At 72.6% G+C, this 12,448-nt stretch carries 13 protein-coding genes and 1 pseudogene; 8 read left to right on the plus strand and 6 right to left on the minus strand.

Annotated features, from left to right (window positions below; all coding sequences use genetic code 11):
- The first annotated feature begins 67 nt into the window (after positions 1–67).
- Positions 68–1,915 carry a glycoside hydrolase family 9 protein gene (locus AB0367_RS15390; RefSeq protein ID WP_366226928.1) on the plus strand — a complete coding sequence of 616 codons (1,848 nt, stop codon included), beginning with the start codon at positions 68–70 and terminating at the stop codon, positions 1,913–1,915.
- On the opposite strand, the gene AB0367_RS15395 is transcribed toward AB0367_RS15390, so the two are convergent.
- The 3 genes and pseudogenes from AB0367_RS15395 to AB0367_RS15405 all read right to left on the minus strand — a co-directional run.
- Positions 1,906–2,883 carry a small ribosomal subunit Rsm22 family protein gene (locus AB0367_RS15395; RefSeq protein WP_366226929.1) on the minus strand — a complete coding sequence of 326 codons (978 nt, stop codon included), beginning with the start codon at positions 2,881–2,883 and terminating at the stop codon, positions 1,906–1,908. The genes AB0367_RS15390 and AB0367_RS15395 overlap by 10 nt on opposite strands.
- 50 nt (positions 2,884–2,933) lie before the next feature.
- Positions 2,934–3,605: a hypothetical protein gene (locus AB0367_RS15400; protein WP_366226930.1), complete on the minus strand. Its 672-nt coding sequence runs from the start codon at positions 3,603–3,605 to the stop codon at positions 2,934–2,936.
- Positions 3,606–3,832: 227 nt separating this feature from the next.
- A pseudogene (locus tag AB0367_RS15405) lies at positions 3,833–4,465 on the minus strand (GTP-binding protein); the annotation flags it as partial.
- 181 nt (positions 4,466–4,646) lie between these two features.
- On the opposite strand from AB0367_RS15405, the gene AB0367_RS15410 reads away from it, so the two are divergent.
- The 3 genes from AB0367_RS15410 (at position 4,647) to AB0367_RS15420 (ending at position 7,147) form a co-directional block, all read left to right on the plus strand.
- Positions 4,647–6,068: a WGR domain-containing protein gene (locus tag AB0367_RS15410; protein WP_366226931.1), complete on the plus strand. Its 1,422-nt coding sequence runs from the start codon at positions 4,647–4,649 to the stop codon at positions 6,066–6,068.
- Between the two features lie 71 nt (positions 6,069–6,139).
- Positions 6,140–6,910 carry an NAD-dependent deacylase gene (locus tag AB0367_RS15415; RefSeq protein ID WP_366226932.1) on the plus strand — a complete coding sequence of 257 codons (771 nt, stop codon included), beginning with the start codon at positions 6,140–6,142 and terminating at the stop codon, positions 6,908–6,910.
- Positions 6,911–6,952: 42 nt separating this feature from the next.
- On the plus strand, positions 6,953–7,147 hold the full coding sequence (locus AB0367_RS15420; RefSeq protein WP_366226933.1) for a hypothetical protein: 195 nt from the start codon (positions 6,953–6,955) through the stop codon (positions 7,145–7,147).
- 18 nt (positions 7,148–7,165) lie between these two features.
- Here the strand turns inward: AB0367_RS15420 and AB0367_RS15425 are convergent, their stop codons facing one another.
- Both AB0367_RS15425 and AB0367_RS15430 read right to left on the minus strand, forming a co-directional pair.
- Positions 7,166–8,353, minus strand: coding sequence for an aromatic ring-hydroxylating dioxygenase subunit alpha (locus tag AB0367_RS15425; protein ID WP_366226934.1), 1,188 nt, complete (start codon positions 8,351–8,353; stop codon positions 7,166–7,168).
- A gap of 142 nt (positions 8,354–8,495) precedes the next feature.
- Positions 8,496–8,861: a DUF2203 domain-containing protein gene (locus AB0367_RS15430; RefSeq protein ID WP_366226935.1), complete on the minus strand. Its 366-nt coding sequence runs from the start codon at positions 8,859–8,861 to the stop codon at positions 8,496–8,498.
- Positions 8,862–8,930: 69 nt separating this feature from the next.
- Here AB0367_RS15430 and AB0367_RS15435 point away from each other — a divergent pair, with 69 nt between their 5' ends.
- From AB0367_RS15435 to AB0367_RS15450, 4 genes are all read left to right on the plus strand, one after another.
- Positions 8,931–9,146: a hypothetical protein gene (locus AB0367_RS15435; protein WP_366226936.1), complete on the plus strand. Its 216-nt coding sequence runs from the start codon at positions 8,931–8,933 to the stop codon at positions 9,144–9,146.
- The gene (locus tag AB0367_RS15440) at positions 9,143–9,364 is read left to right on the plus strand and encodes an STAS domain-containing protein (RefSeq protein ID WP_366226937.1); all 222 of its coding nucleotides are present in this window, start codon (positions 9,143–9,145) and stop codon (positions 9,362–9,364) included. Before AB0367_RS15435 ends, AB0367_RS15440 begins: the two co-directional genes overlap by 4 nt.
- On the plus strand, positions 9,357–9,749 hold the full coding sequence (locus AB0367_RS15445; RefSeq protein WP_366226938.1) for an ATP-binding protein: 393 nt from the start codon (positions 9,357–9,359) through the stop codon (positions 9,747–9,749). Before AB0367_RS15440 ends, AB0367_RS15445 begins: the two co-directional genes overlap by 8 nt.
- Positions 9,750–10,035: 286 nt before the next feature.
- On the plus strand, positions 10,036–11,082 hold the full coding sequence (locus tag AB0367_RS15450) for a LacI family DNA-binding transcriptional regulator (RefSeq protein WP_366226939.1): 1,047 nt from the start codon (positions 10,036–10,038) through the stop codon (positions 11,080–11,082).
- 163 nt (positions 11,083–11,245) lie between these two features.
- On the opposite strand, the gene AB0367_RS15455 is transcribed toward AB0367_RS15450, so the two are convergent.
- Positions 11,246–12,349, minus strand: a complete 1,104-nt coding sequence (locus AB0367_RS15455; RefSeq protein WP_366226940.1) for a YbdK family carboxylate-amine ligase — start codon at positions 12,347–12,349, stop codon at positions 11,246–11,248.
- Between the last annotated feature and the right edge of the window lie 99 nt (positions 12,350–12,448).

The raw sequence follows: 12,448 nt of genomic DNA on the forward strand, positions 1-12,448 counted from the left end.
TCACCCGGTAATCACCCGATTTCTGTGTATGGGCGCGTGTCCCTGACCCCGACCGACGAGGAGAGCTGTGCGCCTGCCCGCGTTTTTGCTTTCACGCAAGGCCCGCCTTGCCGCCGTCGCCGCGATCGTGGCTGTTCCCGCGGTGACCCTGCCCATCGTGTTCTCCGGACACGATGGCGCCCTGCCCGTTGCCGGCGGTGCCGACAGCGCGTATGCGTTCCCGGCCACCCCCGACCACATTCCGGACACCCCCGTGCGGGTCAACCAGGTCGGCTACCTGCCGGACGGCCCGAAGCGGGCCACCGTGATCTCGGACTCGACCACGCCCCTGCCGTGGCAGCTCAAGGACAAGGCCGGCAAGGTCGTCGCGTCCGGAGAGTCGCAGCCGAGGGGCATGGACCCCAGCTCGGGCCAGAACACGCACGTGGTCGACTTCAGCGAGTACCACGGGACCGGGCACACCTACACCCTGGAGGTCGACGGCAAGGCCAGCCTGCCCTTCGACCTGGACCCGAAGGCGTACAAACAGCTGAGCGTCGACTCGCTCTCCTTCTTCTACCCGCAGCGCAGCGGCATCGCGATCTCCGACAAGATCGCCCCGGGCTACGGCCGCGCGGCCGGCCACACCGCTGACACCCACAACGGCGGCGACACCAAGGTCCCGTGCCAGCCGGGCGTGTGCGACTACACCCTCGACGTGACCGGCGGCTGGTACGACGCCGGCGACCACGGCAAGTACGTCGTCAACGGCGGCATCTCCGTCGCCCAGCTCATGAGCCTCTACGAGCGCTCGCCGAAGGCCTCGAAGGCCCGCGCCCTGCGCCTGCCCGAGACCGGCGGCAAGACCCCCGACGTGCTCGCGGAAGCGCGCTGGGAGCTCGACTTCCTGACCAAGATGCAGGTCCCGGCCGGGCAGCCGCTGGCCGGCATGGCCCATCACAAGATCCACGACGCGGCCTGGACCGGGCTGCCGACCGACCCGGCGGCTGACACCCAGCAGCGGGAGCTGCACGCCCCGTCGACCGCGGCCACGCTCAACCTGGCCGCCGCGGCCGCGCAGGGCGCCCGGGTGTTCGAGCCGTACGACAGTGCCTACGCCGAGAAGCTGCTCAAGGTGGCGAAGACCGCGTACGCGGCGGCGCTGGAGCACCCGACGATGTACGCGCCGGACTCGGACTCCACCGGCGGTGGCGCCTACGGCGACAGCGACGTCAGCGACGAGTTCTACTGGGCGGCGGCCGAGCTGTACATCACCACCGGCGACAAGCGCTACGCCACCGACGTGACGGCCTCGCCGCTGCACAAGGCCGACGTGTTCTCCCGGGCCTTCGACTGGCAGAACACCGCGGCGCTCGGCCGGCTCGACCTCGCGACCGTGGACAACAAGCTGCCCGACCGCGACCGGGTGCGTCAGTCCGTCGTCGAGGGCGCCGACCGCTTCCTGAAGACCATGGACGGTCAGGCCTACGGCCAGCCGTACGCGCCCGAGGGCGGGTACGACTGGGCCTCCAACAGCCAGATCCTCAACAATCTGGCCGTCGTCGCCACCGCGTTCGAGATCACCGGCAAGGACCGGTACCGCGACGGCGTGGTGTCCGGCATGGACTACATCCTCGGCCGCAACGCGCTGAACCAGTCCTACGTCACCGGCTACGGCGAGAAGGCGTCGAAGAACCAGCACAGCCGCTGGTACGCCCACCAGCTCGACCCGAAGCTGCCGAACCCGCCGCGCGGCACCCTCGCCGGCGGCCCGAACTCGCAGCTGCAGGACGAGGTCGCGAGTGCGGCGCTGAAGGGCTGCAAGCCGCAGCTGTGCTACATGGACGACATCCAGTCGTGGTCGACGAACGAGCTGACCATCAACTGGAACGCCTCACTGGCGTGGGTCTCGTCGTTCGTGGCGGATCAGCACTGATCCGAGAGCAGGTCTGAGGACAGGGAATGGGGCGGCCACCGGTCGCCCCATTCCGCGTCCCGGGCCGCCTTGTACAGCGGACCCTCCCGCTTGGACACCAGTGCCGGGCCGACGGCGGTGTCGCCTCCGCACACCTGCAGGGTGACCAGCCCCTTACGGAACGCTGGGTGCCGCACGATCCGGCCCCCGGCGCCGGGCGCGCGGTCCGCCGCCGTGAACTCCCGGGTGGCCGCGACGAACGCGAACTTCTCGTCCTCGTAGCCCAGGCTCGCGTCCTTGAGCCGGCGGTGCAGCGCGGAGCGGTTGACCCGGGCGGCGAAGTGGCACCAGTCCCTGCCCCGCATGCCGCAGCCGACCTGGTGCGGGCAGGGCGCGGCGATGTGCCAGCCATCGGCCAGCAGCACCTCGCGGGCCGCCAGGATCCGGCGGTACCCCGGCGGCGTCCCGGGCTCGACGAGCACCACGGCGACGGCGGCGGCCGAGCTCGCCCGCGCGACGAGGTCGCGCTGGCGCTCCTCGTCCAGCTCGGTGAGCACGTAGGACGCGGTGACGAGGTCGGCCGCGGGCACGTCCTCGCCGAGCTGCCACGGCTGCCAGGCGATGTCCTGGTCCTTCGCGATCCGCGCGCCGAGCTTCAGCGCCTCCGGCACCTGGTCCAGCACCGTGGCCGCGATCGGGCCGTAGACGTCGCGGGCCGCCCACACCGCCGCGCCGGTGCCGCCGCCGAGGTCGACGACGCTGCGCGGGGCGATCCCCGGCAGCTGACGCAGGGCCGCCGTGACCGCGGCGTGCGTGGCCGGCATGCGATAGGCGGCGTACGCGGTGGCGTCGACCATGTCGCGCAGCAGCGGCTCGCCCGCAGGCAGGCCGCTGCGGTAGTCGGTGATGAGCCGGCGCACCGAGTCGGCCAGGCGGGCCGGTGCGACGTCCTGCAGTACCGCGTCCAGGGCTTCCCGCAGCTCAGGCACGGTGCCGCCGGTCGGGCGGGCGGATGACGCTCAGATGCAGCACCCGCACATCATCGCGGAGCCGCTGGCGCGGGCACCGGGCGGTAGCCGTCGAATGTGACCTCGAGCGTCGCCTCGCCGTGCGTGAGGCCGGGCAGGGCGCGTTCCAGCGCCGTCGTCCGCGCCGCCGGGACCAGGCCACCGACCGTGAACCGGGGCCCCTCGACCGCCGGTGGATCCGGGATCGCGGCAAACCTGGGCAGCGCCCCGAGTGTTGCGGCGAGGGCGTCGGCCGGACCCTCGATCGCGAAGCGGTGCACCGGCTCGCACACCACCGTCCCGGCCTCGCGCAGCGCCCGTGCGAGCAGTTCCGGCACGAGCCGCTTGAAGTCGCCGGCGGTGCTGCTCGGCGCGGAGTACCCGCATCGGGTCACGGTCACCCGCGCGTCGCCGACGTCCCAGCCGCGCCGGCCGCCGCGGGTGAACGCGTCGCGGACGTAGCGCGTGACGGCGTCCTGGAAGGCGGCGACGGTCTTGTAGACGTACATCGGGATGTGCTCCACGGGCACGGCGAACGCGACCTCCAGCCCCTCACCGGGCTCGACGAGCAGTTCGAGGGTGGCCTGGTGCGGGTTGCCGTCACGGCCGATGACCGCGCCCGCGCGGCCCGTGCCCGCCGGGCGCTCCCGGTGGATGGTGACGGTCTCGCCGGGCGGATCGGCGACACGATCGGCGCGGAACACGAGACGACCGCTAGGCCTCGCACGCCGTGCAGGCGGCCGATCTCGCCCGCGCGGACGCGGTCCCGGCGGCCGTCGTCGATGGCCGTCACCTTCTCATCGTCGATGCGGTCGCGGACCCGCACGGTGCCGCTGAACATCCGGACATGTGCCGCGTGATCGCGGTCGATCTTGAAGACGGTGCCGTGCAGCGGCCCGCCGGGGTCCCCGGCCGCCCTCGGCAGGTGTGCGGCGATGCCCGCGGTCAGCTCGGCGATGCCCGCGCCGGTGATCGCCGATCCCCGGTACGCGGGTCGTATCCGCGCCCGCGCCGTGAGCCGGCCGAGGACGCCGGCCGGGACGGGTTCGCCGGCGAGGTAGGCGGCGAGGGCCTCGTCGTCGTGCTCGGCGAGCGCCTCGTCATGGTCGCGCCACAGGGGCACCGCGGCCGGGATCGGGGCGATCGCCCGGTCCGGGTCGGCGCCGGTGCGGTCGGTCTTGTTGACGAACAGCAGCGTCGGCACGCGTAGCCGGTCGAGGGTGCGCAGCAGGACGCGGGTCTGCGCCTGGACGCCCTCGACGGCCGAGATCACCAGGACCGCACCGTCGAGCACGCGCAGGGCACGCTCGACCTCGGCGATGAAGTCCGGGTGACCGGGCGTGTCGATGAGGTTGACGGTCAGCGCGCCGATGCCGAACGTGGCGACGGCGGTCTTGATGGTGATGCCGCGGCGTCGCTCCAGCTCCAGCGTGTCGGTCTGGGTGCTGCCGGCGTCGACACTGCCGAGGCGGTCGATGACACCGGCGTCGAACAGGAGACGCTCGGTCAGGCTGGTCTTACCGGCGTCGACGTGCGCGACGATGCCGAGATTGAGGATGCTCAACGCGTGTCAGGTCCTTCGCGGGCGAGGTGGACTGCGGCCGGGACGTGACACCTGCGCGCATGGTTCCCTCTCGTTCGCGATGACCTGGTGCTTCGAATGTACCCGGGCGGGCATCCGATTTTTTTGTCGTACCCCGTCACTAGGCTGTCGCCGACCCCCTCAACGGAGAAAGGCTCGGCCGATGCCGCAGACGACATACCTGGAGCTGTCCGAGGACACCGGGAGCGCGCACAAGTTCTACGAGGTCACCGTTGACGGCAATCAGATGTCGATCCGTTACGGGCGCATCGGCGACACGGGCCAGACGAAGACGACGAGCTATGCCGACGAGGCGAAGGCGCTGGCCGACGCCGCGAAGAAGATCGGCGAGAAGGTGCGCAAGGGTTACGCGCCGGCCGTTGCGGGGCAGCGCGCGCCCCGCTCGGGGACCCGGCGCCAGATCGTCAGCCAGCGCTCGACGGCGAAGACGGCGCCGGTGCTGTGGAAATACCGTTCGGGAGCCCCCGCGTTCGGCATCTTCATCGACGACGACGTGTGCATGGTCGGCAACGAGAGCGGCACGATCACGGTCCTGCGCCACGACGCCACGGTCGAGCGGCAGTTCCAGCTGCCCGACGGCGTCAAGTGCATCGTCGCCGACGACGCCTGGATCTACGCCGGCTGCGACGACGGCAACGTCTACGACCTGTCCGGCAAGGTGCCGCGGCTGGCCTACGCGATCGCGCCCGACATCGACATCTACTGGCTGGACATCCACGACGGCGTCCTGGGCGTCTCCGACGCCAAGGGCGGCGTGTGCAGCATCGACCACGAGGACGAGTTCCTGTGGCGGCGGCAGGGCCGTGGCGCCTCCGGCTGGATGGTGCGCTGCGACGCCACCGCCGTCTATCACGGCCACAGCAGGGGCGTGACCAGCTACGACTGGCGCACTGGCGAGGAGCGCTGGCACCAGAGCACCACCGGGGCGGTGCTGTTCGGCTGGCAGGAGCGCGACAAGGTCTACGCGGGCATGTCGTCCAACTCGGTGCTGGAGTTCACCAAGGACGGCCGCCCCGGGGTCACCTACCGCTGCGACGACACGGTCTTCTCCAACGCCACCGCCCCCGACGGCCGCTACGTCTTCGCCGGCGACCACCGCTCGTCGGTCTACTGCTTCGCCGCCGACGGCCAGCGCCTGTGGAAGCTCGGCACGGGCTGCGGCAGTGCCTATTCGATGCAGTATCACGACGAGAAGCTCTACATCGTCACCACCGACGGCTCGCTGGCCTGCATCGACGCGAGCGAGGAGGCGGTGCGCGCCGCCGAGCAGGGCGTCGTGCCGCAGTACGTGGACGTGAAGGCCCCGCCGCGCATGGACCGCGTGGCCCCGTCGACCACGGTCGAGATCGCCACTGATCCGTCGGAGGGCATCGTCGTCGAGTGCGTGGAGGAGGGCGGCCGGCTTCGGATCCGGGTGGTGAGCGCCGGCTACCACCGCGATTGGCAGGTCCAGTTCCCGAAGGGCATCCGCGAGCCCAACGCCCGCTACGTGGTCACCGAAGTCCGCGAGGCCACCCGCGGCGGCTTCTACCGGGCCCTGGGCGACATCCGCCGCCTGGTCTGACGATGACGCGGCCCTGAGCCGTGTTCGCAACGACCGCTGACTGAGGGAGCTGACCGCTGAGGATGGGCACTGTGGAGACGAGGCAAGCAGCCGGGGTGCTCAGCGAGGCACGGCGGGTCGTCGTGTTCACCGGGGCCGGCATGTCCGCTGAGAGCGGCGTGCCCACGTTCCGGGACGCTCTGACCGGCCTGTGGGCGCGCTTCGACGCCGAGCGGCTCGCCACCCCGGAGGCGTTCCACGCCGACCCGGACCTGGTGTGGGGGTGGTATGAGTGGCGGCGCGCGCGGGTGAGGCGGGCCGAGCCCAACCCGGGCCATCTGGCCGTCGCCGCCATCGAGGCGCGGGTCCCCGCCATCACCGTCGTCACCCAGAACGTCGACGACTTGCACGAGCGGGCCGGCAGCCAGGCGCCGATCCACCTCCACGGCAGCCTGTTCGCGCCCCGCTGCGCCGGGACGGGTGCCCACCCGGCGACGTTCCCGGACGTCGAGGCCGCGATGGCGGCGGAGGGCGGCCGGATCCCGCCGCCGCGCTGCGCGTCCTGCGGGGCGCTCGTGCGACCGGGCGTGGTGTGGTTCGGCGAGACGCTGCCCGAGGCCGGCCTGACCGCGGCCGTCGAGGCCGCCGCCTCGTGCGACGTGCTGCTGACGGTCGGCACCTCCGGCGTCGTCCACCCCGCCGCCGAGATCCCCCGGATCGCCGCCGGCGCGGGCGCCACCGTGATCCAGATCAACCCGGAGCCGACCCCTCTCGACCGCGTCGCCACCCTCAACCTGCGCGGGCCGGCGGCGAAGGTGCTCCCTGCGGTGGTCGCGGCGGCGTGGCCCGGCGTGTCAGCGTGACCGTGCGGCCGCACGGTTGCCAGCGGGTGGTGTACTGGACGGATGACGTGGGCGCGGCCGGTGGGCATCGGGTTTCTCGTGTTGGCGGTGATCGCCGGGAGCGCCGTGCGGGTGGAGATCGGGCACGAGACGACCTCCTGGCTGCTCATCACCGTCTATGTGGTGCTCGGGCTGGTCGCCACGCTCATCGGGGCCGGGTTGATAGTCATCGCGGGGCGGCTCGACAGGCAGCGGTGACCACGGGCGGCCCTGCGGTCACGGCGACGGCTCGACCACCCCGGCGGCCGGTTCGGTAGGCGCGGTGCGGTCGGCCAGCGCGCCGGCCGGGTCGAGGTAGGTGGCGGCGATCAGGGCGATCCACCGGTATACGGCGTCCTCGTTGTCCGCGAGGGGGCCCGGCACGTAGTGCGGCGAGCTCAGGCCGCGCTGCACCGACTCGCACGCCGCCCAGTCCTGGCGGTTGGTGAGGTCCCAGAACTCGACCGCGTAGGTCGGGTCGACGGCCGGGTGGGGGAAGTACCAGCTGCATTCGACGTCGGTCAGGCCCGGCGCGACGGGCGTGAGCCGGTGCGTCATGACGTAGTCCGGGTGGGCGGAGATCAGCAGGTTGGGCAAGAGCGCGACGTACAGGATGGTGCGGCGCGGCGCCCCGTTGATGAACGTGCCGGCGCTGCGGCCGTCGAACGACATCGTCTCGGCGTGCTCGCGCAGGTCCATCGTGCCGCCGACCCACGCGCCAGGCAGCGACCAGTTGTCGCCCGAGGTGGGCGGGGAGACGCGACACAGCTCGGGGTGGATGAGCGGGCAGTGGTAGCACTCCTGGTAGTTCTCGACGATCGCCTTCCAGTTCGCCTCGACGCGGTAGGCGTGCCGCGCGCCGAGGTGGAGGGAGTCCGTCCGGTACGGGCGGAGCAGCCCGTCCAGCGCGCCGGCGTAGGCGTCGAAGGCCGGCGCGGGGGAGCCCGCGTTGACCAGCAGCCAGCCCTGCCACGTCACGGCCGGCAGTTCGACGAGGCCGAGCGCGTCCGGGTCGAAGCCGGTCACGCCGGTCATGTGCGGGGCGGTGGTCAGCTTCCCGTCGAGCCGGTACGCCCAGCCGTGGTAGGGGCAGACGGCGGCCGGGCGCTGCGCCGACTCGCCGTCGGCGAGCAACTCGTGGCCGCGGTGCCGGCAGACGTTGGCGAAGGCGCGCGCCCGGCCGCCGGCGAACGTCAGCAGGACACCGACGTCGCCGGCGGTGACCGCCCGCTGGGTGCAGCCCTCGGACAGCTCGTCGAGGCGGCCGAGGCACGTCCAGGCCCCGGCGAACAGGTGGCGCCGCTCCCAGGCGAGCACCGCGGCGTCGGTGTAGGCCGCCGCTGGCAGCGTCCGGGACGAACCGAACGGTCGCAGCGCTGGCTCGATACCGGCCGGATCCAGCGGTGCCGCCTGAAAGTCCGTCATGCCTTCCCAGGATGCCCGCACGCCTGACGCGGCGCCACCGTCGCGTGCGGCCGGCGCAGCGGGGATCACCGGTTGGTGCGGTCAGGACGCCAGGTGGCCGTCCTGGAAGATCCAGGCGGGCCGGCCGGCGGGCGCCGCGCGGTCAGGACGGCAGGGGACGGCGGCCGGCGAAGCCGAGGTCGGCCCGGTGGTACCAGGCCAGCTCGTCATCGCCCTCCAGCCAGCACAGCAACACCTCGTCGCCGTGCAGCTCGGCCGGGAAGTCCAGCAGCAGCGGGGCGAGGCCCTTGAGGTGGGCGCCGGTGTCGCGGATCACGGTGACGAGCTCGTCCAGCAGCGCCTCGGCGGCCTTGAGCTCCGGCATCGCGCCCAGCGCGGTCGGCGGCCCGCCCGGACTCAGCGCCGCGGCCAGCTCGGCGGCGTCGGCGCGCACGGCGACGAGCCGGTCGAGGGCCGGGCGGAGCCGGGCCAGCTCCGCGCGGGCTTGGGGGACGGTGAACAGCACCATGCCGATCAGCGTGCCACCAAGGCGCGCCTGGCCGAGCGCGGGGGATGAATCCGGCGCCGGGGCAGCCCAATGACGTTCGCGGATGCCATGATGTGTCTCGATGGTCGGCAACCGGGGGAGGAAGGGACCGCTGCACCCATGGCGCGGTTCGAGGCGGCGATGTCGGTCGACGGGCAGCGGGCGGACGTCGTGCTGTGCGGCGACTGCGACCTCGCGGCGCGCGACGAATGCACGACGGCGCTCATGACCGTGGTGGCGACTGCGACCTCGCGGCGGCGTTCATGACCGCGGTGCGGGCCGCGCCGACCGTGGTCGTCGACCTCGCCCGACTGACGTTCCTGGACTCAAGCGGCGTGCACGCGCTGGTCACCGCCCATCGCACGGCCCCGCAGCGCGCCGGCCGGCTCAACGTCGGCGACGCCGGCGGGATGGTCGCGCAGGTGCTGAAGGTTTCCGGCGTCGGCGAACGGCAGCAGCCACGCAACGGCGGGTGCGATGACTGAGCGAGCGCCCGGTCGCGTCGAGTCGATCGTCTACACGCTGGTGTCCGACCTGGCGGCGGTGCGCGCGTTCGTGAGCGCGCGGGCGATCGCGCTCGGGCTGCCCCCGGCCCGGGCCGATCTGCTGACGCTCGCGGTGAACGAGCTCGCGACCAACACGCTGCAGCACACGCAGGAGGGCGGTCAGGTCCACCTGTGGGCCGAGTCCGGCCAGATCGTCTGCGACGTCGTGGACCAGGGACCGATGCGATCGTTCGGCCGCGAGATGCCCGCCGCCGAGTCGCCGCACGGTCGCGGCCTGGCCATCGTCGAGCTGGTGTGCGACCACGTCGTGGCCTTCGCCAGTGCCCACGGCACCGTCGTGCGATTGCGCCTCGGCCTTGCCTAAAGCAGTGGACCGTCGACCACGGACGGGTAGAGCCGGCTGAGCACCCTGCCAAACGCGTTCGGTGCCGTGGTCGCGGACGTCCGTGCCGGCGTCGCTGGTGGGGGGCCTCCAGGCGGGAGTCGGTGATCCGCCCGCAGGCGTCGCGGACCGGGCGTAGCCGGCTGCAGCCCGCCGGCGCGACGCGTAGCCAGCCGCAGCTCGCCGGCACGACCGAAAAGGATCTCCCGCACGACCGCCGTGATCGCGTCGGCGCCGTCTGCCCTGCTCGGCAGTCTATTGTGCCCTCGTGAAACCCAGTTCCCGAGTCACCATCCGTGACGTAGCCGCAACGGCCGGTGTCTCGGTCGCGACGGTGTCCAAGGTCCTCAACGCCCGCTACGGCGTCTCCGCGGCCACGAGCGCACACGTCCAGGCGGTGATCCGTGAGCTTGGCTATGAGGCGAGCCTGGTCGCGCAGAGCCTACGCAACCACAAGACCAACGTGATCGGCATCCTGGTCGCCGACCTGGAGCCGTTCTCGACGGAACTGCTCAAGGGCGCGGCCAAGGCGATCAAGGGCACCGGGTACGAGCTGGTCGTCTACTCGGCCGGCGGTCGCACCGTCGATCACGCGGGATGGGAGCAGCGGTACCTCTCGCGCCTGTCCGGCACCCTCGTGGACGGCGCGGTGCTGGTCACGCCCACCGCCGTCGAGCTGGACTTCGGCTCGGCGGTGGTCGCCGTCGACCCGCACAACGGGCCGACCGGGCTGCCCACGGTGGACTCCGACAACCTGCTCGGCGCGCGCACCGCCGTGCGGCACCTGATCGAGCTGGGGCACCGGCGCATCGCCCTCATCGGGGGGCGTCCGGACCTGGAGTCGGCCAGGCTGCGTGAGCAGGGCTACCGCGAGGAGTTGCGCGAGGCCGGGATCCCGGTCGACCCGGGCCACATCCAGGCCGGTAACTACGAACCCGACGAATCCGCCGCGGCGGCGCGGCGGCTGCTGGAGTCGCCGGACCGGCCAACGGCGCTGTTCGCCGCGAACGACATCTCGGCGATCGCGGCGGTCGAGGGCGCGGTCGCGATGGGGCTGCGGGTGCCGCAGGACCTGTCGGTCGTGGGCTTCGACAACGTGCCGGAGGCCGCCCTGGCCAGCCCGTCGCTGACCACCGTGGAGCAGCCGATCCACGAGATGGGGCACCGCGCGATCGACCTGCTCATCCAGCTGATGCACGGCGAACAGGTGGACAGCACCCACATCCGGCTCGCGACGCGGCTCGTGGTGCGGCAGTCGACCGCGCGGTGTGACGACCCGTCGCCGGCCCGGGTTCCGACGCCCCGACCTCGGTGACTATGCGACTCGCGCGTTTCGTGAACAGAGCGAACCAGCGTGACCGTCCACGCCGTGCCGCCGCTCGGCGCCGTGCCGCCGCTCGGCGCCGTGCCGCCGCTCGGCGCCGGGGCTGGCGCACGGGTCGGCGTTTACTGGATTGCGGATAATCGGTAATCAAGCATCAGTAATGCCGGCTCGGGTGTGGCGTGGTGTGGCCGGCGAGGGCGGCCACGAAGGCGTCCGGCCGCGGATCGTGGCGCAGCAGCGAGCGCTGCCGCTCCGCGCCGGTGCCGTGGCGGCCCAGCCATCCGAGCCGGCGGTGCACGGCGACCGCGTCGCCGGACTCCTCGAGGGCCGGCGTCACCTTGCGCAGCAGCACGCGCAGCTGGTCGGCGATCGCGACCGGGGGCCGGCCGGGCAGCCGCGGCCCACGCCCCACCAGTCCGTGCCGCGCCGCGGCGGCCAGGTCATGTTCGACCTCGACCGCCGACGGCGTCGTCTCGGCGATCCGGCCTCGCCGGATGTCGTCGATGAGGGTGGCGACGAGTGCCCGCACGATGCCGGCGAACAGTACGGTGTCGTGCACGCTCAGGCAGGTGTCGGCGATGCGGACCTCGATCGTGGGGTATCGCCCGGACAGGCGCGCCAGCAGGTGCACGCCGCCGATGTCGAGCGCGGTGCCGCCGGAGATGAGCGCCTCGATCGCTCGATCGTAGTCCCGGGCGTCGGCCCAGACCTCCGGGGCGCGAAACGTCGGCCAGTGGCGGCGCGCCTCGTAGCGGAAGCTGCCGTACCCGCTGTCGGCGCCGTCCGCGCACGGTGAGTTCGCGGTGAGCGCGAGGAGGGGCGCCAGCCAGGGTCGAAGGCGGCCCAGGACACCGACCGCCAGGTCACGGTCGGCTACGCCGACGTGGACGTGGCAGCCGCAGGTCCCGGCGGCTGCCGCGGTCGCGCCGGGAAACCGGTCGGCGAGCCGCCGGTACCGTGGATCGTCGGTCAACGTCTCCAGCGGCCCGCGCCGGAAGGGCGGCGCCCCGGCCGCGACGAGTCGTGCCCCGGCCAGCTCGGCGGCGCGCGCGGCAGTCCGCCGGAGCTCGTCGAGCTCGTCGTGGAGGTGGTCGAGGCGGGTGTGCACGCCGCTGACGGTCTCGAGCTGATAAGCCGTGTACTCGTGCCTGACCCGGTCGTCGCCGTCGGTGACGCCGAGCACGCCGGCCGACACCGGCGCCACGGCGCCGTCAGGCTCCAGGAGCAGGAACTCCTCTTCGACTCCTACGGTGAGCATCGCCGCCTCCCTCCACGGAAATTTGCCTGGACGGGTGAAGCGTCACCCCGCGTCGCGTCGCCGCACGTCATCCCGGACGGGTGACCGCCCGCACGCACG

Source organism: Dactylosporangium sp. NPDC051484, from assembly GCF_040689395.1.
Taxonomy (GTDB): domain Bacteria; phylum Actinomycetota; class Actinomycetes; order Mycobacteriales; family Micromonosporaceae; genus Dactylosporangium.

Bases quoted from the DNA above. Each gene is read 5' to 3' on its own strand.
- AB0367_RS15410 (WP_366226931.1), top strand. From the start codon at position 4,647: ATGCCGCAGACGACATACCTGGAGCTGTCCGAGGACACCGGGAGCGCG.
- AB0367_RS15420 (WP_366226933.1), top strand. From the start codon at position 6,953: ATGACGTGGGCGCGGCCGGTGGGCATCGGGTTTCTCGTGTTGGCGGTG.
- AB0367_RS15425 (WP_366226934.1), bottom strand. From the start codon at position 8,353: ATGACGGACTTTCAGGCGGCACCGCTGGATCCGGCCGGTATCGAGCCA.
- AB0367_RS15430 (WP_366226935.1), bottom strand. From the start codon at position 8,861: ATGGTGCTGTTCACCGTCCCCCAAGCCCGCGCGGAGCTGGCCCGGCTC.
- AB0367_RS15435 (WP_366226936.1), top strand. From the start codon at position 8,931: ATGACGTTCGCGGATGCCATGATGTGTCTCGATGGTCGGCAACCGGGG.
- AB0367_RS15440 (WP_366226937.1), top strand. From the start codon at position 9,143: ATGACCGCGGTGCGGGCCGCGCCGACCGTGGTCGTCGACCTCGCCCGA.
- AB0367_RS15445 (WP_366226938.1), top strand. From the start codon at position 9,357: ATGACTGAGCGAGCGCCCGGTCGCGTCGAGTCGATCGTCTACACGCTG.
- AB0367_RS15455 (WP_366226940.1), bottom strand. From the start codon at position 12,349: ATGCTCACCGTAGGAGTCGAAGAGGAGTTCCTGCTCCTGGAGCCTGAC.